The 20732-nt window shown below is 73.8% G+C and carries 19 protein-coding genes; 8 read left to right on the forward strand and 11 right to left on the reverse strand.

Going from position 1 to position 20732, the window contains the following annotated elements:
* Positions 1 to 51: 51 nt before the first annotated feature.
* Genes DEI88_RS05975 through DEI88_RS05990 form a run of 4 tightly spaced genes read right to left on the reverse strand, consistent with a single transcriptional unit; the run spans position 52 to position 3726 of the window.
* Positions 52 to 1122: a phosphotransferase family protein gene (locus DEI88_RS05975; protein WP_111071678.1), complete on the reverse strand. Its 1071-nt coding sequence runs from the start codon at positions 1120 to 1122 to the stop codon at positions 52 to 54.
* Positions 1119 to 2066 carry a DUF7064 domain-containing protein gene (locus DEI88_RS05980; RefSeq protein WP_111071679.1) on the reverse strand — a complete coding sequence of 316 codons (948 nt, stop codon included), beginning with the start codon at positions 2064 to 2066 and terminating at the stop codon, positions 1119 to 1121. The genes DEI88_RS05975 and DEI88_RS05980 overlap by 4 nt, the downstream gene beginning before the upstream one ends.
* On the reverse strand, positions 2063 to 2923 hold the full coding sequence (locus DEI88_RS05985) for an enoyl-CoA hydratase/isomerase family protein (protein WP_111071680.1): 861 nt from the start codon (positions 2921 to 2923) through the stop codon (positions 2063 to 2065). The genes DEI88_RS05980 and DEI88_RS05985 overlap by 4 nt, the downstream gene beginning before the upstream one ends.
* Entirely contained in the window at positions 2920 to 3726 is an 807-nt protein-coding gene (locus DEI88_RS05990; RefSeq protein WP_111071681.1) for an enoyl-CoA hydratase/isomerase family protein, read from the reverse strand. The genes DEI88_RS05985 and DEI88_RS05990 overlap by 4 nt, the downstream gene beginning before the upstream one ends.
* Positions 3727 to 3803: 77 nt before the next feature.
* On the opposite strand from DEI88_RS05990, the gene DEI88_RS05995 reads away from it, so the two are divergent.
* The gene (locus tag DEI88_RS05995) at positions 3804 to 4466 is read left to right on the forward strand and encodes a hypothetical protein (protein ID WP_111026852.1); all 663 of its coding nucleotides are present in this window, start codon (positions 3804 to 3806) and stop codon (positions 4464 to 4466) included.
* Between the two features lie 42 nt (positions 4467 to 4508).
* On the opposite strand, the gene DEI88_RS06000 is transcribed toward DEI88_RS05995, so the two are convergent.
* Positions 4509 to 5531 carry an MBL fold metallo-hydrolase gene (locus DEI88_RS06000; RefSeq protein WP_111048650.1) on the reverse strand — a complete coding sequence of 341 codons (1023 nt, stop codon included), beginning with the start codon at positions 5529 to 5531 and terminating at the stop codon, positions 4509 to 4511.
* A 124-nt stretch (positions 5532 to 5655) separates the two neighbouring features.
* Here DEI88_RS06000 and DEI88_RS06005 point away from each other — a divergent pair, with 124 nt between their 5' ends.
* From DEI88_RS06005 to DEI88_RS06025, 5 genes are all read left to right on the forward strand, one after another.
* Positions 5656 to 7944: an ArnT family glycosyltransferase gene (locus tag DEI88_RS06005; protein ID WP_111071684.1), complete on the forward strand. Its 2289-nt coding sequence runs from the start codon at positions 5656 to 5658 to the stop codon at positions 7942 to 7944.
* 10 nt (positions 7945 to 7954) lie between these two features.
* Positions 7955 to 8677 carry a response regulator transcription factor gene (locus DEI88_RS06010; RefSeq protein ID WP_111071685.1) on the forward strand — a complete coding sequence of 241 codons (723 nt, stop codon included), beginning with the start codon at positions 7955 to 7957 and terminating at the stop codon, positions 8675 to 8677.
* Between the two features lie 68 nt (positions 8678 to 8745).
* The gene (locus DEI88_RS06015; protein ID WP_284183590.1) at positions 8746 to 10191 is read left to right on the forward strand and encodes a sensor histidine kinase; all 1446 of its coding nucleotides are present in this window, start codon (positions 8746 to 8748) and stop codon (positions 10189 to 10191) included.
* A 96-nt stretch (positions 10192 to 10287) separates the two neighbouring features.
* Positions 10288 to 11607: a bifunctional glycosyltransferase family 2/GtrA family protein gene (locus DEI88_RS06020; protein ID WP_111048647.1), complete on the forward strand. Its 1320-nt coding sequence runs from the start codon at positions 10288 to 10290 to the stop codon at positions 11605 to 11607.
* Positions 11608 to 11675: 68 nt separating this feature from the next.
* Positions 11676 to 12668, forward strand: coding sequence for a hypothetical protein (locus DEI88_RS06025; RefSeq protein WP_111071687.1), 993 nt, complete (start codon positions 11676 to 11678; stop codon positions 12666 to 12668).
* Positions 12669 to 12711: 43 nt separating this feature from the next.
* Here the strand turns inward: DEI88_RS06025 and DEI88_RS06030 are convergent, their stop codons facing one another.
* Both DEI88_RS06030 and DEI88_RS06035 read right to left on the reverse strand, forming a co-directional pair.
* A complete protein-coding gene (locus DEI88_RS06030; RefSeq protein ID WP_111012869.1) occupies positions 12712 to 13353 on the reverse strand; it encodes an FMN-dependent NADH-azoreductase in 642 nt (213 codons plus the stop codon).
* A 10-nt stretch (positions 13354 to 13363) separates the two neighbouring features.
* Positions 13364 to 14026: a QsdR family transcriptional regulator gene (locus DEI88_RS06035; RefSeq protein WP_181441196.1), complete on the reverse strand. Its 663-nt coding sequence runs from the start codon at positions 14024 to 14026 to the stop codon at positions 13364 to 13366.
* Between the two features lie 63 nt (positions 14027 to 14089).
* On the opposite strand from DEI88_RS06035, the gene DEI88_RS06040 reads away from it, so the two are divergent.
* On the forward strand, positions 14090 to 15319 hold the full coding sequence (locus DEI88_RS06040; RefSeq protein ID WP_111071764.1) for an acyl-CoA dehydrogenase family protein: 1230 nt from the start codon (positions 14090 to 14092) through the stop codon (positions 15317 to 15319).
* 19 nt (positions 15320 to 15338) lie between these two features.
* On the opposite strand, the gene DEI88_RS06045 is transcribed toward DEI88_RS06040, so the two are convergent.
* Together DEI88_RS06045 and DEI88_RS06050 are read right to left on the reverse strand one after the other, a co-directional pair.
* The gene (locus tag DEI88_RS06045) at positions 15339 to 17471 is read right to left on the reverse strand and encodes a S9 family peptidase (protein WP_111071688.1); all 2133 of its coding nucleotides are present in this window, start codon (positions 17469 to 17471) and stop codon (positions 15339 to 15341) included.
* Positions 17472 to 17546: 75 nt separating this feature from the next.
* Positions 17547 to 18428: a patatin-like phospholipase family protein gene (locus DEI88_RS06050; protein ID WP_258374975.1), complete on the reverse strand. Its 882-nt coding sequence runs from the start codon at positions 18426 to 18428 to the stop codon at positions 17547 to 17549.
* A 130-nt stretch (positions 18429 to 18558) separates the two neighbouring features.
* On the opposite strand from DEI88_RS06050, the gene DEI88_RS06055 reads away from it, so the two are divergent.
* Positions 18559 to 19149 carry a DoxX family protein gene (locus tag DEI88_RS06055; RefSeq protein WP_111008592.1) on the forward strand — a complete coding sequence of 197 codons (591 nt, stop codon included), beginning with the start codon at positions 18559 to 18561 and terminating at the stop codon, positions 19147 to 19149.
* Positions 19150 to 19161: 12 nt separating this feature from the next.
* On the opposite strand, the gene DEI88_RS06060 is transcribed toward DEI88_RS06055, so the two are convergent.
* Entirely contained in the window at positions 19162 to 20190 is a 1029-nt protein-coding gene (locus DEI88_RS06060) for an NADPH:quinone reductase (protein ID WP_111071689.1), read from the reverse strand.
* Positions 20191 to 20246: 56 nt separating this feature from the next.
* Complete coding sequence (locus tag DEI88_RS06065) at positions 20247 to 20627, reverse strand: winged helix-turn-helix transcriptional regulator (RefSeq protein WP_111008594.1); 381 nt, start codon at positions 20625 to 20627, stop codon at positions 20247 to 20249.
* Positions 20628 to 20732 lie beyond the last annotated feature (105 nt).

Consider the following 20732-nt stretch of genomic DNA (forward strand, 5'->3'; position numbering starts at 1 on the left):
CGGCACCGACGGGGGGCGACTCGTGCGGCGCGGCCGCTCGCGCGCGCCGCGTCAGGTCAGCGGCTCGGTGCGCGCGGCGTCCGCGGCCCTCAGGAAGGCCCTGACCTTGCCCGTACCCGCGTAGTACGGGTCGCCGTCCCCGCGCTCGTGGCGGCGGCGGCTGTACTCGTAGAGCACCGCGAGTTTCCAGTTCGCGAGCACGACGTACCACCGGAGGTGGTCGAGGGGAGCGCCGGTCGCATCGGCGTATCGCGCCACGAGCGTGCGAGCGTCGGGGAACCCGGGCGCACTGCTCGCCGCGCCGAGTTCCTGCACGGGCGTCGACGGGCCCCCGGGCCCGGACCAGGACGCGACGAGGTACCCGAGGTCCACGAGGGGATCGCCGACGGCGGCGAGCTCCCAGTCGAGCACGGCCGCGACCCGCGGGGCGTCCGGCGCGAGCAGCAGGTTCCCGAGTCGGTAGTCGTTGTGCACCAACGCGGCCCCCGACTCGGCCGGCGCGTGCTCGACCAACCACGCGTCGACGTCGGCGAAGGCGTCGGGCGGGGAGCCGTCGGGCTCGGCGACGAGTCGTGCGAGGCGGTCCCGCTGCCGGAGGTTCGCGCCGTCGGGTCGGCCGCGGAGCCCGAGCGTGTCCCACGGCAGGCGGTGCAGCGCGGCCAGCCGGTCCACGAGGTCGTCGGCGAGTGCGGCGCGGGCGGCGGGTGTCGACAGCCCCTCGGGCAGGTCCGTCGTGACCACCGGACCCGCCACGTACGACATGGCGAAGCACGGCACGTCGAGCACCGTGCCGGCGTCGGCCGTCGCGAGCACCCGCGGCACGGGTACCGATCCGCCGGCGTGGCTGCCCACCGCCGCGATCACGCGGGCCTCGCGGAGGACGTCGTTCGCGCCGGGGGGCGTCGGCGGTGGGGGTGGGCGTCGGACCACGACGCGCTGCCCGGCGTCGTCCTCCACGAGCCAGGTGACGTTGGCGTGGCCGTCGCCGATCGGCCGCACCGACACCCGCGAGTCGGTCAGACCGGCGTCGGCGAGCCACCGCCCGAGGGCCGCGGTCGTCGTCGCGTCGACGGCGGTCTCGGTTCCCGCGCCGGTGGTCCCGGCGGTCGCACCGTCGCTCACGCGTCGTCCCCGCGCAGGTGGGCGAAGTAGTCCGTCGGCCACTCGACCTCGAACTGCCCAGCGCCCCGCTCGCCGTCGATGCGCGCCACGCACCCGCCCTCGAGCACGGTCGTCCCGGTCCGCTCGTCGGGCAGGTGCAGCACGCCGAAGACGTCGAGGTCGAGCGTCGTCGTGCCGCCCTCGACGTCGTGCAGGACCGCGTGGAGTCGGCGTTGCTCGTACCCAGCGCCGTAGGTCGTGTCGTCCTCGATGCGCGACACGGGCACCGACCGGCCGTCCCGCAGGACGTACCCGGCGAACCCCCACCGCCCGGCGGCGATCCACGTCCACCCGTTCACCGCGCGCCCGGAGGGCGTGTACGCCACGAGCCACTTCCAGTGCTGGGGCGCACGCCAGTCCCGCAGGCCCCACGAGTGGTCGCGGTGCCCGATCGGCCCGAGCTCGAACGCGTGGTCGTCCGCGCGCACGTGGCCACGGACGGCACCGGTCTGCTCGATGCGGTCCTCCGCGAACCAGGACGGCAGGCCGTCGGGGGCGTCGCGGAAGCTGAAGGCCTCGTGCAGGGCCGTGAACGTCAGGTCGAGCTCGATGCGGTCCGTCCGCACGACGACGTCAGCCGTGCGCAGCGGATCCCGGTGCCGGACCGTGAGACCGCCGACGGTGAAGTCGTCGAGGTCCATGGCCTCGGCCACGCGCCCGCCGCCGAACTCGCGCACGGTCGGCGCGGCGTCGCCCCACACCGCCACGTTGTAGCCCGCGGCACCCGTGCCGGTGACGAACAGGTACACCTGCACCGCCAGTCGTTCCTCGGGCAGCACCGTCTGGTAGAAGACGCTGTCCCGCATGCGCGCCCCGGGTGCCGGTCGGTGCCGCAGGTCGTCCGTCGGCAGCAACGCACGGGAGGCCCGGAGCACGTCCGCCCCGTCGCTCGCCGCAGCGCTCACGCCCGGTCCCCGAACGCCTGCCGGACCGCGACCTCGTACGACGGGGTCTCCCCGGCCCTCCCGAGCGATCGCTTGCCGATGCGCGTGCCACGGCGCTCGGGGGCCGCGTACGTCGTGGCGAGTGCGACGGCCTCGGCCTGCAACGCGGCCACGGGGTCGTCGGCGGTGGTGTCGACGATCCGGTCGAGCAGCCCGATCGCCAGGGCTTCGTCCGAGCGGACGACCCGACCGGTGAACGCCAGCTCGGCGGCCATGCCGGGGCCGACGACGCGGGGGAGCATCCACGACGTCCCGAGCTCGCCGATCGAGAAGCCGACCTTGACGAACGCCGCGTTGAAGGAGGCACGCCGCACACCGAGCCGCACGTCGGCCGAGAGCGCCAGGGACAGGCCACCGCCGGAGGCAGCGCCGTTCACCGCGGCGACGACCGGGAACGGCAGGTCGTGGAGCGCCTGGACGGCCTCGCTCGCGGTGTCCTCGATGTCGAGGAACGCCGGGACCGTCGTCGCGCGCAGGGCCGGGAGCGCGGCGAGGTTGTACCCGGCGCAGAACGCGCGGTCGCCGGCGCCCGTGAGCACGAGCGCGCGCGTGCCGTCGCGCCGCAGGTGCCGCGCGGCCTCCCCGATCTCGCGGAAGACGTCGGCGTCCACGGCGTTCATCCGCGTGGGGTTGTCGATGACCAGGCGGCTGACACCGGCGTCGAGGTGCTCGAGACGGATGCCCTGCCAGGGGTGTGCGTGTCCGGAGCCGGTCGCGCCGCTGCCGGGCGTGCCGTTTCCGTCCGGGACCGTCGGCAGGCCCGTGCTGTCACCAGCGACGGTGCTGCCGGTCGTGCGTTCGGTGGAGTTCGGCGTCATCGGTTCGAGAACGACGCCTGGCGCTTCTCGAGGAACGCCTCGAGCGCTTCCGCCATGTCGGAGGTCCGGGTGAGCAGGGTCTGGCCGCGGTTCTCGAGCTCGAGCGCCGCGTCGTACGACGGGACCTCGAGGTTGGCCTGCATCGCGCGCTTCGACAGTCGGACGCCCGCGGGGGAGTTCGCGGCGATCGTCCGCGCCAGCTCGAGCGCGGCGGCGTCGACGTCCGGCACGACCCGGTTCACGAGACGCAGGGCGGCGGCCTCGTCGGCGTCGACCGCGCGGGCGGTGAACGCGAGGTCCGCCGCGACCGCGGGGCCCACCAGCCGGGGAAGCAGCCACGACACGCCGTACTCGCCGGTGGAGGTGCCGAGTGCGGTGAACGACGCCTGGAACACCGCGTCGGGTCCGGCGAGCCGGATGTCGGCGACGAGCGCGAGTGCCAGGCCCGTCCCGGCGGCCGGTCCGCCCACGGCGGCGACCACGGGCACGCGGAGGGCGCGGATCGCCGCGAGTGCGTCGGCGGTGCGCTCCTGTCGGTCGAGGTCGTCCGGGACGGTCGCGTCCGTGCGGTCCGCGGACTCGGCGACGTCGTACCCCAGGCTGAACGCGGACCCCGAGGCGCCGATCACCAGGACCCGGACGTCGACGTCGGCACGGACCGCGTCCGCCAGGTCCTCGAGCGCCTGGACCATCGCGACGTCCAGCGCGTTGCCGGCGTCGGGTCGGTCGAGTGTGGCGACGACGACGCCCGGCGCGGGGCGCTCGACGCGGACGGGCGCGGGATCGGATCCGGGGCTGCTCACGGGTCGAGACTAGCCCGGCCACGGGAGGCCCGAACGGGGGCGCGGCGCCCCTGTGGACGGCGGCCTAGGGTGTCCACATGCGCAGACGTCGGGGTGGCATCGTCGGGATCGTGCTCGTGGTGGCGTACGCGGCGCTCCGCTTCGGGTTCCTCGCGTACCGGGAGCACGAGGACGGCATGTCGACCGTCGGGATCGTCGAGAGCCTCCTCGTCATCGCGCTCGGGGTGTTCGTCCTCATCGAGGTGGTCCTCGCCGTGCAGCACGCCCGCACCCGCGCCCGTGAGCGGGTGCTCGCCGAGCGGCACCCCGGTGCGTTCACGGCCCCCGTCCTCGTCAAGCGCGGCACCGCGGCCGAGGTCGACCGCGCTGCGGGCCTCCTCGCCGTGCGACCCGAGCGGCGGGCGCCGCGGAGCGCGGCGGGGACGCTCGTCGCCGACCAGCACGGGATCGGCCTGTACGTCGGTGGCGGGACGCCGACGCTCCTCCTCGGGGTCCCGCGCGCCGCGGTCGGTCAGGTGGGCACGGGGACCACGTCCTCCGCCAACCGCTACGGCGTCGGCACGGTCGAGGCGCTCCGGGTCGTGGTCGACAGCGGCGGACGCTGGACGACCGTGGACCTCCCGGTGTACCGGCGCGTGGTCGGGTTCTCGGTGGCGCTCCACGACGACGCACTGCGCGAGGTCGTCCGCTCGGTCGCCGCGGCGGCGCAGGTGCCGCTCGACGCCCAGGTGCGCGGCTGACGCGTCCTCGGCGCCCGCGTCGGGGCCCGTGTCGCGGCGGCGTCAGGCCGGTCGGATCTCGTCCGACCGCCCGAGCAACCGTGCGTGGAACGCGGTCTGGGCGAGCGCGGACGCGAGCAGGTACCCGGTCATCGACGCGATGCCCCCACGGAACGGCACGTGCGCGGCGACCTCGAACAGCGTGGGACGGTCGAGCGTGTCGAGTGCCGCGGCGACGTGCTCGCCCCGTTCCCGCCGGTGGTCGGCGAGCGTCGCGGCCCGGGCCCGCACGTCGCGGAACCGGTACTCGTGTCCGGGGCACACCTCGAGCTCCGCGAGGTCGGCGAGTCGGTCGAGCGACGCCAGGTAGTCCTCGAGCGGGTTCGTGTCCGTCCGACCCCCGAGCCCCAGCCCGGAGTTGATCCGCGGGAGCACGTGGTCGCCGGTGAACAGGAGTCCGTCCGGCGCGTCGACGAAGCACAGGTGTCCGGTCGTGTGGCCCGGCGTCCACAGGGCCCGGAGTTCGCGCCCCGCGACCGGCAGGACGTCCCCGTCCTCCACGAGCAGGTCCGCCTCGACGTCCGGGAGGCGCCGCCCCGTTCCCCAGGCCCGCACCAGGCCGGCGCGCAGCGGCTCCGGCACGCCCCAACGTGCGATGTCCTCGTCGTCCCGCCGACGGTCCTCGTCCTGGTGGCGGATCGCTCGCGCCTCCGCCGGGTGCATCGCGACCCGCGCGCCGGAGGCGTTCCGGACGGCCGCCGCCGCGCCGAGGTGGTCGACGTGCAGGTGCGTCACGGCGACGAGTCCGACGTCGTCGAGGGTCCGACCGATCGTGGCGAGGCCGTCCCGGAGCACCGCGAGCGTCGGCTCGGTGCCCCAGCCCGGGTCCACGACGACGAGCGACCCGTCGGCGGCCTCGAGCACGTACGTGAGCGTGGAGTCGGGGATGCCCGCGGCGAACGGGATCGCGAGGGTCCAGACGCCGTCCCGGACCTGCTCGACGGGCGGCAGGGTGCCCGCGGCGAACGCCTCGGCCTGCAGGGTGCTGACGGGGGTGGGCGGACTGGTGGGCGCCGGGGTCGTCACGAGGGCAGCCTAACGACGGGCCGCCGGCGCGATGGCGATCCTCCACAGCCGGCTCGCAGCCGTTCTGATCCACGGCATAGGGATCGCCGAGGAACCGTACGCGCTCGCTCGGCATCCTCGACCCATGACCAGTCACCCGGCGACCCTGATCGACCGACCCGACCATCCCGCGGAGAGGAGGACCGCGGAACGGCGCAGTGCGGTCGTCCGACTCTTCCTCGGCGACCGCGCGGACGCGGCCTGGCTCCGTCCGGCGTTCTGGGCGCTGCTGCTCCTGACCGCAGTCCTGTACCTGTGGGACATCACGGTGTCCGGCTCCGCGAACAGCTTCTACGCCGCGGCGGTGCAGGCGGGCTCCGAGAGCTGGAAGTCCTGGTTCTTCGGCTCGCTCGACACTGCTGACTTCATCACGGTCGACAAGCCCCCTGCGTCCCTGTGGGTGATGGGACTCTCGGCGCGCATCTTCGGCTTCTCGAGCGCGAGCATGCTCGTGCCCGAGGCGCTCATGGCCGTCGCCTCCGTCGCGTTGACCTGGGGGGTGGTCCGTCGGACCCTCGCGCGACTCGGTGGCACGACGGCGAACGTCGGCGCGCTGCTCGCCGGGTTCGTCCTGGCGATGACCCCGGCCGCGGCGCTCATCTTCCGCTTCGACAACCCGGACGCCCTGCTCGTGCTGCTCATGACGGCGGCCGCGTACTGCACCGTCCGGGCCCTGCCCCGCGGGAGCTGGCGGTGGTTCGCGCTCGCCGGCGTCGCGCTCGGGTTCGCGTTCCTGACCAAGATGCTCCAGGGCCTGCTCGTCATGCCGGCCCTCGGACTCGTCTACGTGTTCGCGGCGCAGGCGACCTGGCGGAAGCGCGTCGTCGGCGCGGTCATCGGGGTGGTGTCCCTCGTCGTCGCAGCGGGGTGGTGGGTGCTCACGGTGGCCCTCTGGCCCGCCGACGCCCGCCCGTACATCGGCGGATCGACCGACAACACCGTGCTCGACCTCGTGTTCGGCTACAACGGCCTCGGGCGGATCTTCGGCGGTGACGGCAACGGCGGCGGTGGCGGCGGCGGGATGACCGGGGGCACGGCCGGTTCGTCGTTCGGCGGATCGACGGGCCTCGAGCGGCTGTTCTCGTCCGAGATGGGGCTCGAGATCTCGTGGCTCCTCCCCGCGGCGCTCCTCGCGCTCGTCCTCGGCCTCGTGGCCGCTGGACGGCGTCCTCTGGCCGATCCGGCCCGCGCCGGGCTCGTGCTCTGGGGTGGATGGCTCCTGGTGACCGGGCTCGTGTTCAGCTACATGTCCGGCACGATCCATCCCTACTACACGGTCGCGCTGGCTCCGGCGATCGCGGGTCTGGTGGGCACCGGCGGGGCGATGCTCTGGGCCCGTCGTCGGTCGGCGCTCGGGACGCTCGGGCTCGCGGCCATGATCGCGATCACCGCGTCTTGGAGTTGGGCGCTCCTGGGCGAGAACGCGACCTGGGTGCCGTGGCTGCGGTGGGTCGTCCTCGTCGGCGGATTCCTGTCAGCCGGCGCCGTGGCAGTGGGGACCCTGCCGACTCTGCGCCGGCTCGTGGCGGTCGGCGTTCTCGCAGGCACGTTGTTCGGCCTCACCGGCACGACGGCGTACGCCGTGGCGACCACGACGGTCGGCCACACGGGATCGATCCCGAGCGTCGGTCCTGCGGGGAGCGGATCCTCGGGGACGGGCGGCGCCGCGGGCGGCATGGGCGGGGGCATGCCCGGTGGTACCGGTGGCCCCGGAGGCTCCTCCAGCGACGCCACCACCGGTTCCGGTGCCGGGACGGGCATGCCGCCCGGTGGGTCCGGAGGATCGGACTCGGACGCGACGACGGGGCAGCCGCCCGCCGGTGCGCCGGGGAGTTCGTCGGGCACGAGCGGCACGAGCGACGGGGGTGGCCGAGCGGCGGATGCCGGCAGCATGGGCGGCGGGAGCCAGACCACCTCGACCGCGCTGCAGAAGCTCCTCGAGGCGTCCGACGCCAAGTGGGCGGCGGCCGTGAACGGATCGCAGTCCGCAGCGCAGCTCGAGCTCGACACCGACCAGGCCGTCATGGCCATCGGCGGTTGGTCGAGCGACCCGACACCGACGCTCGCGCAGTTCAAGGCGTGGGTGAAGGAGGGCAAGGTCGGCTACTACATCGTCTCGAGCGGCATGGGCGGCGGCATGGGCGGCGGTCCGGGCGGTAGCTCCGCAGCGGACACGAGCGGCAGCGCTGGCGACACGAGCGGCAGCGCTGGCGACACGAGCGGCAGCGTCGACGGCGATGACGGCGGAGCTGGCGGCGGGATGCCGGGCGGCCAGTCGACCAGCACGGCGAGCGCGATCCAGGCTTGGGTCGAGGCGCATTTCACGGCGAAGACGGTCGGGGGCCAGACGGTCTACGACCTCAGCGGCGACTAGGCTCACCGCGATGAGCAGCGCTCCCCTCACGAGGACCGACGGCACGCCCGTCCGGGTGCTCGTCGTGGACGACGAGGTCGCCCTCGCCCAGGCGATCGGCCTCGCGTTCACGGCCGACGGCTGGTCCACGCACGCGGTGCACCGCGGCCGCGACGTCCTGTTCGCAGCCCGGGAGTTCCAGCCGGACGTGGTGGTGCTCGACGTCATGCTGCCCGACATCGACGGCTTCGAGGTCCTGTCCCGGCTCCGGGACGCCCGCGAGGACGCCCGCGTGTTGTTCCTCACCGCCAAGGACGCCCACGAGGACCGGATCGCCGGACTCACGGGCGGTGGGGACGACTACCTCACGAAGCCGTTCGGCATCGAGGAGTTGCTCGTCCGTGCGCGGATCCTCGCCCGGACGTCGTCGCGTGTGGTCGCCGACGGGGGGCCGGCTCGGCTCGTGGTCGAGGACCTGGAGCTCGACGAGGACACGCACGCGGTCACCCGCGGTGGCGAGGGCATCGACCTCACGGCGACCGAGTTCGAGCTCCTGCGGTACATGATGCGGAACGCACGACGGGTCCTCACCCGGGATCGCATCCTCACGAACGTCTGGGGGATGGACTTCGGGGCGTCGTCGAACCTCGTGGACATGTACGTGTCGTACCTGCGACGCAAGGTGGACGCCGGGCGCGAGCCGCTCCTCCAGACCGTACGGGGCACCGGGTACGTCCTCCGCCCACCGACGTGAGGGCGTCCGGGGCCGGGAGTCCGCGGAAGGACCGGACGCACTCGCTGCGGTGGCGGATCGTCCTCATCGTGGCGCTGCTCCTGACGGTCACGAACGTCGTCGTCGGCGTCGTGACCGTCGTGGCGTTCCGTGGGTACCTGTTCGGGCGCCTGGACGACGACCTGACGACCGCGTCCCAGCGCGCGCTCGACGCGCAGAGCGACCTCCCGTCGCCGCCGCCGGACGGGCGCAACCCGCCCCCGGGCGTCACCGGCACCGATCCAGACCACGACTTCATCGGCGCACCCGGCCAGTCCGCGGACACGGTCGTCGCCGTCTCCCGGAAGGGAGCGTTCGTCCTCGCCGGGTACACCGACGCGAAGGGTGAGCAGCACCGTCTCGGCACCGCTGCGAAGGCGGCGCTCGCTCGGGTGCCGCGTGACGGCGACCCGGTCACGCGCGAGCTCGGCTCCCTCGGTGCCTACCGAGTGCTCGCCACCAGGTCGGACGGCGCGGTGTTCATCACGGCGCTCCCCGTGGGCGGCATCACGGCGGCGATCGCGCGGCTCGTCCTGGTCATCGCGATCGTCGCGGTGCTCGGGGTCGTGGTCGCTGCCTGGGCCGGGGCGATGCTCGTGCGTCGCGCGATGCGTCCGCTCTCGCGAGTCGCCGCCACCGCTTCGGCCGTCACCGCCCTCGATCTCGACCGCGGCGACGAGGGCATCCCCATCCGGGTCTCCGACGAGGACATCGGCATCAGTCGCGAGGTCCGCCAGGTCGGCACGGCGCTGAACAGTCTGCTCGGGCACGTGTCGGAGGCCCTCGCCGTGCGGGATCGCGCCGAGACCCGCGTGCGCGCGTTCGTGGCGGACGCCTCCCACGAGCTGCGGACGCCGCTCGCGACCATCCGGGCATACGCGGAGCTGACGGGATCTGAACCCGCGTCGCCCGCGGTGCACCGGAACACCGAGCGGATCCGAGCCGAGGCGGTGCGCATGGGTGACCTCGTCGAGGAGCTCCTGCTGCTCGCTCGGCTCGACTCGACCGTGCCGCCCGTCCGGGAGCCCGTCGACCTGTCCGCACTCGCCGTCGAGACGACGATGGACGCCCGTGCGGCCGGGCCGGAGCACCGATGGGCGCTCGACCTCGACGACGAGCCGGTGGTGGTCGTCGGCGACCCGGTCCAGCTGCGTCGGGTGGTCGTCAACCTCCTCGCCAACGCGCGGATCCACACGCCAGCGGGGACACAGGTCGCGGTCTCGGTGCACCGGGACGAGCGTGACGGAGCCGGTGCCCGCGCTCGGCTCGCCGTCGCGAACGACGGTCCTCCGATCTCAGCGGCGTCCCTGCCGACGCTGTTCGACCGGTTCAGCCGGGGTGACGCCTCGCGGTCGCGGTCGACGGGCACGACGGGGCTCGGTCTGTCGATCGTGCAGGCCGTTGCCCTCGCGCACGGCGGTTCGGTCTCGGTGACGAGTGGCCCGACCCGGACGGAGTTCGTCGTGTCGCTGCCGCTCGACGTCGCCGCCAGCTGAGGTCGCGCCGACCTCCTCGGCGACGCCTGGTCGTTCTTACGGCGACCACAGGCCCCGGAAGCGCTTCCTCCATCCCCGCTCCGCACGCTGTCTGGCATGAGCGCACCGACGGACACCATCGACATCGACATCGTGGTGCCCTGCTACAACGAGCAGGGCACCCTCGCCGCGCACATCCGGCGGCTCCACAGCTTCCTCAGCGCTGAACCACTCGTGGCCGGGCCGGGACGGACGTGGCGGATCACCATCGCGGACAACGCCTCGACGGACGACACCGCCCGGATCGCGGACGACCTCGCCGCGATCCTGCCGCGGGTCGTCGCCGTGCACCTGCCGCTCAAGGGCCGCGGGCGCGCGCTCAAAGCGGTGTGGTCCGCTTCACCGGCCGAGGTCCTCGTGTACGTCGACGAGGATCTCTCCACCGACCTGGCGGCGCTCGGCCCACTCGTCGCGCCACTGCTGTCGGGCCACTCGGACCTCGCCATCGGAACTCGCTTGGTCGGGTCGTCGCGGGTCGTCCGGGGCGGCAAGCGGGAGTTCATCTCGCGCTCGTACAACGCGTTGCTCCGGACCGCCATGGGGGTGTCGTTCTCCGATGCCCAGTGCGGCTTCAAGGCGATCCGCCGCGACGTCGCTGCGCGTCTGCTGCCCCTCGTCCGTGACGACGCCTGGTTCTTCGACACCGAACTCCTCGTCCTCGCCGAGCACGCGAGACTGCGGATCCACGAGGTCCCCGTGGACTGGGTGGACGACGTCAACTCGTCGGTGGACATCACCGCGACCGCGCGGGAGGACCTCCGTGGAATGCTCCGCGTCGGCCGGGATCTCGCTCGCGGGCGATTGCCGCTCGCCGAGGTGTACGACGCCGTCGGGCGCCATCCGTTCACGACCCCGACGATCGGCTTGTTCGCGCAGGTGCTCCGGTTCGGCGCGGTGGGCGTGGCCTCGACCCTCGCATTCGCCCTGCTCTACGTCGTCCTGCAGCCGGCGCTCGGCGCTCAGGTCGCCGATTTCGTGGCGCTGATGGTCACCGCGATCGGCAACACGACTGTGAACCGCCGGTTCACGTTCGGCGTCCGGGGAGCGGCGGGTGCCGGGCGACACCAGGTACAGGGGCTCGTCGTGTTCGGCGTCGCCTGGCTCATCACCGCCGGGTCGCTGGCCGGACTCCACGCGACGGCCCCGCATGCCGGAAGCGGGACCGAGGTCGTCGTCCTGACGGTCGCGAACCTCGTCGCGACCGGGATGCGGTTCGTGCTGTTCAAGCTCTGGGTGTTCCGAGGGCGGCGCCGACAACCCGCCGATGGAGTCGAGCGCCCCGCGTCCGACGTCGCCACACGTCCGATGAGGGCCGTCGGCGACGAATCCGCGCCAGCCGCCACCTCGTCCGTCCCGTTCCAGCAGGTGCGGCCCTGACGACGTCCGCTCCTCAGGGGCGCTCCCACATCTCGAACATCCGACCACCAGAACCAGGACCAGGCATCATGACGACCACGTCAGCCGGCTCGAGCCGCCCCGCGATCAGCGCCGCCACCGACCGCACCGCCACCGACCGCACCACCACCGTCCCCCGTGCACCGCGCCGACCCCTCCTCCTCCGAGCATCGGCCTCGGTCGGCGTGCTCGCCCTCGTGGCTGCCCTGACGGCCTGTTCGTCATCGAACGGCACCGACCAGACCGCCACGCGGGCGTCGACCGCGGGTGGCACGAGCGTCGCCGGCCGGGGCATCGGCGGGATGGTCCGCGGGACGATCGCCTCGGTCGGCTCGGGAACGCTCGCGGTCACGACGACGTCGGACACATCCGACACGACGACCCTGACCTACTCGTCCTCGACCACGATCGAACAGCTCGTCGATGCGTCGCTGTCCGAGGTCAGCAAGGGCGTCTGCGTGAGCGCGTCATCGATGCCGGCGTCGGGCTCGTCGGGCTCGGGCAGCTCCTCCGACACCGTGACCGCGTCGACGGTCACGGTCTCGACCGCGGTCGACGGTGCCTGCACGACCGGCACTGCCCCCGGCGGTGCACCGGGTGGTTCCGCCCCGGGTGGTACCGGGGCGGGCTCAACGGACGCAACGGCCCCGAGCGGCGCGCCGACCGGGGGACCGGGAGGAGCGGGCGGACCAGGCGGGGGATCCGGCGGTTCCGGCATGGGCGGTGTGGTCTCGGGCCTCGTCACGAAGGTCTCGGGGTCGACGATCACCGTCCGGACGACGGGCGCGTCCGGTGCATCATCGACGTCGACGATCTCGGTCGACGCGGACACGACCTACATGAGGACGGCGTCGGCGACGTCGTCGGCGTTCGCCGTCGGTGAGTGCGTGCAGGCCTCGTCCTCGTCCTCGTCGTCATCCGGCTCGTCGATCGCTGCGACGACCATCACCGTCTCCGCCGCCAGCTCGGCCGGCTGCACCACGCGACCGGGTGCCGGCTCCGACTCCGGCTCCGGCTCCGGCTCGAGCGACGGCGACTCCTGACGCCGGTCCTCGGGTGCAGCGAGGCGGCTCCTGAGGTCCGACCTCAGGCCAGCGTCGACCCGAGTCGGGCGAGCTCGCGCTCGGCGTCCGCGAACTCGGCGCGGGCACGCTCCCGGTACGGCGCGAGCGCGGGGACGGTCTCGGCGAGGGTCGTGCTCGCGGTCACGGTGTGGACGTCCATGCCGAGTGCGGTCCCGAGGATGAGCTCGAGCACGGGCGTTCCGTGGTCCCAGCCCTCGGTCGGGGTCCCCGCGTCGTAGGCGCCACCGCGGGTGACGACCACCACGGCGGGACGCCCGGCGAGCGGGCCGGTCGACCCGGCGTCCGGCACGAGCACCCCGGGCAGGTGCACCCGGTCGATCCAGGTCTTCAGGGTCGACGGCAGCGAGTAGTTGTAGAGCGGCGCCCCGACGAGCAGGACGTCCGCGGCGAGCAGCTCGTCGACGACGGACTGCAGGAGCTCCTGCGATCCGGCGGGGACGTCCGCGCCGGGTCGGCGTTCCGCGGCCGGCCAGTGCAACGCCGATGCCTCGAGGTGGGGGAGCGGGTGCACGTGCAGGTCCCGGTACGTGACGGTGTGGTCGGCACCACGAGCCCGCCAGGCGTCCGCGAACACCGCGGTGAGGGCACGGGACCGCGACGCGGCGAGGTCGGCGGACGAGTCGAGGTGCAGGAGCGTGGGCATGGTCGCCACGCTATCCGGCGGTCGGGTCGGACGGGGGCCGGGTGGCCGGCGCGGACGGACGGAGGACGTACTCGAAGGCGGCGCGAGCGCGGTCGGCGTCCGGCGGCTCGCCCGAGATGAGGTCGGCGTACGAGAACGACTCCGAGATCCGGACGAGCAGCGATGCCACCTCGCGTGCCGACAGTGGCGCGGGATCGAAGCGCGCCGCGGCCGATTCCTCGTCGATCAGGGTGGCGACGACCGCGACGAGCCGGCGCTGCACGTCGCTGTCCGTGGTCGTGAGCAGTCGCAGCGCGCGCGAGGGCTCCCGCGTCAGGAACACGCGGAAGTACGGCGCCTCGATGAGGTCGGCCGTGAACCGGGTCAGCACGCCGACGATCCGGGCGGCACCGGTGGTGGTCACGGCGCGGTCGGCCGCGTCGAGCGTCGGCACGGCCAGGGACCACAGCACCTCGGACAGCAGCTGGTCCCGGTTGCCGACCCAGCGGAACAGGCTCGTGCGGTCGACGCCGAGCTCGGCGGCCAGGCGGCCCATGTCGATCCGCTCGCCGTCCACGAACCGGTGTCGCGCGGAACGGAACGCGCGGAGGGCGTCGGGATGGGCCTCCAGACGGGCGGAGAGGGTGCTCGGGACGAGCGCCGTGCCGTGCTGGCCGAGCCGCGCCTCCCGCATACCGTCCACCACCGGAGCCTAAGCGTGTTGCAACGTTCCTCACAACGATGCACGATGGGGGTCATGTCAACGACGACCCCCGCCGCCGCCGCACCGCTCGACACGACCGAGCGCGTGCAGCGGGCCCACCTCGAGGCCGACTTCTACCGCTTCCAGGACGACCTCACGGACGTCGAGCGCGAACGCGTCCTGGCGCTCCGCGCGTTCATGGAGGACCGGGTCGCGCCGATCGCCGACCGCACGTGGGCGGACGCGGAGTTCCCGACGCACCTCATCCGGCCGCTCGCCGAGACCGGGGTACTCGGATCCGGGATCCCGCTCGTCGCCCGGTTCGAGAACTCGGCGGTGTACCGGGGGTGGGCGGCCCTCGAGATGGGCCGGGTCGACGCGGGCATGGCGACCTTCGTCGGCGTGCAGTCCGGCCTCGCCATGAACGCCATCGCCGTCGCGGGCAGCGAGGACCAGCAGCGCGCGTGGCTGCCGCGCATGGCCACCGGCGAACTCGTCGGTGCGTTCGGCCTGACGGAACCGCGCTCGGGGTCGGACTCGGCCCGCGGTCTCCGCACCACGGCCCGACGCGAGGGCGACACCTGGGTCCTCGACGGCGAGAAGCGTTGGATCGGCAACGCGACGTTCGCCGACGTCGTCGTGATCTGGGCCAAGGACGTGGCCGACGGGCAGGTCAAGGGATTCCTCGTGACCACGGACTCGCCGGGGTTCACCGCCACGAAGATCGAGGACAAGATCTCGCTCCGGACGGTGCAGAACGCCGACATCGTGCTCCGCGACGTGCGTGTCCCCGAGGAGCGGCGGCTGCAGCGTGCCCGGTCGTTCCGCGACACCGCGGCGGTGCTCCGGCTCACCCGGTGCGAGGTCGCGTGGCAGGCGATCGGCATCGCCGTCGGTGCGTACGAGGCCGCCCTCCGGTACGCGCGGGAGCGCGAGCAGTTCGGCAAGCCGATCGCGCGGCACCAGCTGGTGCAGGACCTCCTGGTCCGCTCGGTCGGCAACATCACGGCGTCGATCGCGCTGTGCACCCAGGCGTCGGCGCTGCAGGACCGCGGCGATCACCGCGACGAGTTCTCCGCGCTGGCCAAGGCGTTCGCGACGGCGCGGATGCGCGAGACCGTCGGCTGGTGTCGCGAGGTCCTCGGCGGCAACGGCATCGTCCTGGGCGCGGGCGTCGCGCGGTCCTTCGCCGACGCCGAGGCGATCTACTCGTACGAGGGCACCCGCGAGATGAACACGCTCATCGTGGGACGTGCGATCACGGGGCACGCCGCATTCGTGTGACCGCTGCCGCCCGGCGTCCTCACCCGAGCAGCTCCGGCCGCTCCCAGGCCTCGCCGAGCACGTGCTGGGCGAGGAACGCGAACACCGTCTCGTACCAGACCTTCGCGTGCTGCGGCGTGAGGATCCAGTGGTTCTCGTTCGGGAAGTACAGGAACCGGTGCGGCATGGTGCCGTCGGGGTCGGCGTGGTGCTCGGCCAGCTCCGACCAGAGCCGCAGCCCCTCGCCGATCGGCACGCGGTAGTCCTTGTCGCCGTGGATCACGAGCATCGGTGTCGTGATCGCTTCCACGGACCGGTGCGGGTCGTTCTCGGCCATGCCCTCGGCCGTGAAGATGGACTGCCAGTAGTACGACGCGTCGGTGGTGCCGGCGAACTGGTCGAGCGCCCAGAGGCTCGCGTGCGTGACGATCGCGTCGAAGCGGTCGGTGTGCCCGGCGACCCAGTTCGCCATGTAGCCGCCGAAGGAGCCACCCATGGCCGCCGTGCGGGTCTCGTCGACGTCGGGCCGCGCCACGACGGCGTCGGTGATGGCGAGGAGGTCGGTGTAGGGCGCCTGCCCCCAGGCGTTCCAGCCGCGCGCGATGAACTCGAGGCCGTACCCGGTGGACAGCGCCGGGTCCGGCAGCAGGACCGCGTAGCCCCGCGCCGCGGCGACCATCGGACTCCACCGCCAGCTCCAGGCGTTCCAGCTGCTGAGCGGTCCACCGTGGATCCACAGCAGGAACGGCGCGGGCGCGTCGGCCGACGCGCCCGTCGGCAGGACGAGCCAGCCGCGCACGCGCGTGCCGTCCGCGGTGGTCGTCTCGACCTCCTCGACGCGGCCCGGCACCGCGGGCAGCGGCGCGGGGGTCGGCAGGGCGGTCACGGTGCCGTCGGGGTCGATCCGGACCGGGTGCAGCGGCCCCGCCCAGGAGGACCGGAGTGCGACGACGACGCCAGTCGCCCGGTCCACTGCCACGCCGCTGTACGCGTGCTCGTCCGTGGTGCGCTGTTCGACGGCGCTCCCGTCGAGCGGGATCCGGAACACCGGCGCGCGGCCGTCCTGGTCCGCGGTGGCGATGAGGGCGCGGTCGTCGGCGTCGAACACGAACTCGTTCGCCCAACGGTCCCACTCCGTCGCGATGCGTCGGGCGTGGCCGCCGTCGAGGTCGGCCACCCAGATCTCACGGTCGGCGGGCCCGGCCGGGGTGTCCCGCGGGGCGCGCACCCAAGCGATCGTCGTGCCGTCGTGGCTGACGGCCGGCATCTCGTGGAACACGTCCGGCTCGTCGAACAGCGTGGTGCGCTCGCCGGTCTCGGTGTCGATCGCGACGAGCACGGCCCGGACACCGCGCTGCTCGTGCACCGTGAGGGCCGCCACGAGCGTGCGGCCGTCCGGCGTCAGCGCCTGCCCGGCCGTGTCGGCGGAGCGCCCGGGGAACGGCGTGAGGTCGCGCGGGCGCGGGAGCTCCGCGGGGTACTCGGCGGTGACGGCGACCGGTGCGTCGGCCACCGCGACCTCGTCCGGGGCTGCGGTGCCCGGTGCGACGGGAGCGTCGAGGGTCTCGTGCAGGTCGCCGAGGTCGAGCGCCAACAGGTGCGGCTCGTCGGGTCCGAGGTCGTGGTCCCAGAAGCGGACCGGGTGGGTCTCGTGCAGGATCGCCGCGACGGCGTGCTCCTTCCGGGCCGCGCGGAGTTCGGCGTCGCGTTCGAGCAGGCGCCCCTCGGCGTCGTTCGCACCCGGGAGCAGCCCCGCGCTGATGACCACGGTGTCGGCCTCCCGCGCGGTCGCCGCGATGCCAGCACCACCGGCGAGTCGCGTGACCGCCCGGGCCTCGCCGCCGGCGGCGGGCAGGAGCCACACCTGACCAGCCTCGGTGTCCTTCGCGGCGTCGGCGTCCGGACGGGCGGAGACGAACAGGACGTCGCCGTTCCGGGTGAACGCGACGCCGCCCTCGCCCTTCGCCGAGCGGGTGAGCCGCACCGGCACGCCCTCGCCCGACGTCGGCACGGACCAGATCGAGCGGGTGTACCCGGTCCGGTCGTGGTCGAGCGTGCTCACCGTGAGCGCCACGCGCGTGCCGTCCGGTGACAGCGCGATGCCGTCGACACGGGGGAGCGCCACGAAGGCGTCGAGGTCGGAGAACGGTGTGGCGTCGTCGTCGTTCGGCATCCACCCACGCTATCGGAGGGCGGGGACACGGCCTCGGAGTCGGCCGATCCGACCGAGCGCCAGCCGACCGGTCGCTCAGCCGACCCAGAAGTCGCGGACGCGCGCGGCCACGGCGGCCGCCTGCGCCCGACCGGCGTGCGCGGCGGGGGCCCGGGTCGACAGCGCCAGGACGTTCGTGCCGTAGGCGGCCTGGCTCGTGGCGTCCGCGACGACCACCTCGACGGCCGAACCGTCGTGCCGCAGACCGGCCACTGCGCGGTCGAGCCACGGACCGGTCGGGCTCGGGTCCTCCGCGCGGCAGGCGATGACGAGCACGCGCTCGTACCCCGCCGCGGCGTCCGCGTTCGTCCCCGAGCGGGCGCCGCCGTCGACGTACGGGCGGCCGTCGACGGTCACCGGGGACCACACGAGGGGCACGGAGCAGCTCGCCGCGATGGCGCGGGTCAACGGGACGCCGTCGGCGGCGGTGAGCACCCGGAACGACCCGTCGGTCGCGTCGACGGTGGTGATGCCGAGGGGCGCGTCCGGCCACGTGTCGGCGGGGAACGTCGCGCGGAACGAGGCGATGCGTTCCTCCTGGCTCTGTCCCGACGTCACGGTGCGCGCGAGGCGACCGATGCGGGCGCGAGCGTCCTGGTCGCCCGTGGCGCCCTGGAGCGCGGCCACGAACTGCGCGCCGATCGCGGCCCAGTCGGGCGAGGCCGGTTCCTCGTAGTCCCACGGCACGTCATCGACCTGCTGACCGTAGGCGTCCGCGACGCCACCCGTCCGGAGCAGGGTGCCCACGACGCTGCCGGCGCTCGTCCCGACCACGAGATCGGCGTCGGCGAGCGGGATCCCGGCGTCGAGCAGCCCGCTCAGGAGCCCGAGCTCCCACGCGATGCCGGCGACGCCACCTCCGCCCAGGACGATCGCGGTGTGCTGTGGGCGGTCGGTCAGGTCCGGCAGGTCGATCACCCCTCTTGCCTACCGCATCGTCCTCGGGGAGTCCGGAGCGTCGACCGGCGGGCGCGTGCCGGAGAGCGTGAGTACGTTCGGCGACACCGGCCCGCGTGGTGCGGGCCCGTCGACACCAGGGAGGAACTCCATGCGTCATCCGGGAACCACGGCGGCGACCACCGCAACGACCCTGCTCCGCGTCGCCCTCGGGGCGGTGCTCGTCGCGCACGGTTCGCAGAAGCTCTTCGGGGCGTTCGGCGGTGGTGGCATCGAGGGCACCGCGCAGGGCATGCACGCGATGGGCTTCCGGCCGGCGAAACCGCACGCCGTGCTCGCTGGGCTCGGTGAGGCGGGGTCGGGAGCGGCCCTCGTGCTGGGGCTCGGGACCCCCGTGGCCGGTGCCGGCGCGGCGACGACCATGGGCACGGCGGCGAGCATCCACGTGCCGAACGGGTTCTTCAACGCCGACGGCGGGTTCGAGTTCCCCGCGTTCCTGGGATTCGCCGCGTCGATGTTCGCGCTCGGTGGGCCGGGAGCGGTCTCCCTCGACCACGCGACCGGGCACGTGTTCGACCGCCCGTGGATGCGCGGCCTGGCCCTGGCGGCCGTCCCGGTCGCGATCGCCGTGCAGGTCACGCGCCGGAAGCGGGCGCTCGCGGCGGACCAGACCGAGCCTCCGGCGGAGAGCACGGCCGAGACGCCGGAGGCGGCGGGGTCCTCGGACCCCGAGGAGGGCTGACCGCGCCCCGCCTCACTCGGGCTGGACGTCGATGAGCACCTTGCCGACCGCGTCGTGCTCGACGGCGTCGTGCGCGTCGGCCGTCCGCTCGAGCGGGAACCGCGTGATCGGGAGGCCGTGCTCCTCGCCGACGGGCAGCGCCCCGTCGCGCAGGGCCGCGGTGACGTCCTCGACCGCCGCGCGGAGCGCCACCTCGCCCATCGTGTAGAGCAGGACGAACTGGTACCGCGCGTTCAGGGCCATGTTCGGCCGGACCTGCAGCGTGGCCTCGTCGCCCCCGTTGTTCGCGTACATCGCGATGACACCGCGGGTGGCGAGCACCTGCGCGTCGAGGTCGGCGTTCTGCGGGATGGCCACCTCCACCACGATGTCGACGCCGTCCGGCGCGAACGCCCGGACCTGGTCCGCGGCGTCGTCGTCGTGGTAGTCGACGGTCGCGTGGGCGCCGGCCGCGGTCGCGAGTGCTGCCTTCGCGGGGCTGCTGATCGTCGAGACGACACGGGCACCGGCCCAGGCGGCGAGCTGGATGGCGGCGTGCCCGACGGCCCCCGCGCCACCGGCGACGAGCACGGTCCGTCCCGCGAGCGCCCCGGGACCGAGACGTGTCGGCCCGTCCTCGTGCACGGTGAGCGCGCGGTGCGCGGTCAGTGCGGGGACCCCGAGCGACGCGGCCACGTCCCAGTCGACGCCGTCGGGCAACGCCGCGACACGCTCCAGTGGCAGGACGGTGTACTCCTGCGCGGTGCCCGTCGGACGCTGCTGCGCGGAGAGGAAGGTCCAGACACGGTCACCGACCACCAGGCCGTCGACACCGTCGCCGAGGGCGTCGACCACGCCTGCGCCGTCCTGGTTGGGGGTGACCTCGGGGAACGGCAACCGAGACCCGTCCGTGCCGCCGCGCCGCGACTTCCAGTCGGTCGGGTTCACGCCGGAACGGACCACCCGGACGCGGACCTCGCCCGGGCCGGGCTCGGGGACGTCCCGCTCGACGAGCTCGAGGACGGAGGGGTCACCGGTGTGGGTGTAGACGATCGATCGCATACCGGCAGGCAACCACGCGGACGCGCCCGGTGTTCCGGTGGACCCCGGGTCGACCGTCAGCGTTCGTCGTACGCCGCGCGGGCCGCGAGGACGTCGTCCATGTGGCCGGTCGCCCAGTCCTCGAGCCCGGCGAGCACGGTCCGGAGCGACCACCCGGCATCGGTCAGGGCGTACTCGACGTGCGGCGGGATCTCCGGGAACACCGTGCGCGTGACGAGGCCGTCCCGCTCGAGCGCCCGCAGCGTCTGCGTCAGCATCTTCTGTGACACGCCGTCGACCCGCCCCGCGATCGCGGAGTACCGCCGTGGCCCGTCGACGAGCGCCCCGAGCGTGAGGACGGTCCACCGGTCACCGATGCGGTCGAGCAGTTGCCGGGTGGGGCAGTCCCGCGCGTACGGGCTGTACGCCTCGTGCCGTGGTGCGTCCGTCGTGGTCATCGTCCCCGCTCCTCGCCGTGCACCCACGAGGTGCCCGCTTCCCCGAAGAGAGTAACGCCCTGATGGTGCGGTTCCGGACGGGGTGCACGACGGACGGGAGGGACG

This window comes from Curtobacterium sp. MCBD17_003 (assembly GCF_003234885.2).
In the GTDB taxonomy this organism is placed as follows: domain Bacteria; phylum Actinomycetota; class Actinomycetes; order Actinomycetales; family Microbacteriaceae; genus Curtobacterium.

Coding starts and splice junctions, on each gene's coding strand:
- DEI88_RS06065 (WP_111008594.1), bottom strand. CDS start 20,627: ATGACCACGACGGACGCACCACGGCACGAGGCGTACAGCCCGTACGCG.
- DEI88_RS06030 (WP_111012869.1), bottom strand. CDS start 13,353: ATGCCCACGCTCCTGCACCTCGACTCGTCCGCCGACCTCGCCGCGTCG.
- DEI88_RS06005 (WP_111071684.1), top strand. CDS start 5,656: ATGACCAGTCACCCGGCGACCCTGATCGACCGACCCGACCATCCCGCG.
- DEI88_RS06010 (WP_111071685.1), top strand. CDS start 7,955: ATGAGCAGCGCTCCCCTCACGAGGACCGACGGCACGCCCGTCCGGGTG.
- DEI88_RS06055 (WP_111008592.1), top strand. CDS start 18,559: ATGCGTCATCCGGGAACCACGGCGGCGACCACCGCAACGACCCTGCTC.
- DEI88_RS06025 (WP_111071687.1), top strand. CDS start 11,676: ATGACGACCACGTCAGCCGGCTCGAGCCGCCCCGCGATCAGCGCCGCC.
- DEI88_RS05985 (WP_111071680.1), bottom strand. CDS start 2,923: ATGACGCCGAACTCCACCGAACGCACGACCGGCAGCACCGTCGCTGGT.
- DEI88_RS06020 (WP_111048647.1), top strand. CDS start 10,288: ATGAGCGCACCGACGGACACCATCGACATCGACATCGTGGTGCCCTGC.
- DEI88_RS05995 (WP_111026852.1), top strand. CDS start 3,804: ATGCGCAGACGTCGGGGTGGCATCGTCGGGATCGTGCTCGTGGTGGCG.
- DEI88_RS06040 (WP_111071764.1), top strand. CDS start 14,090: ATGTCAACGACGACCCCCGCCGCCGCCGCACCGCTCGACACGACCGAG.
- DEI88_RS06035 (WP_181441196.1), bottom strand. CDS start 14,026: ATGCGGGAGGCGCGGCTCGGCCAGCACGGCACGGCGCTCGTCCCGAGC.
- DEI88_RS06060 (WP_111071689.1), bottom strand. CDS start 20,190: ATGCGATCGATCGTCTACACCCACACCGGTGACCCCTCCGTCCTCGAG.
- DEI88_RS06045 (WP_111071688.1), bottom strand. CDS start 17,471: ATGCCGAACGACGACGACGCCACACCGTTCTCCGACCTCGACGCCTTC.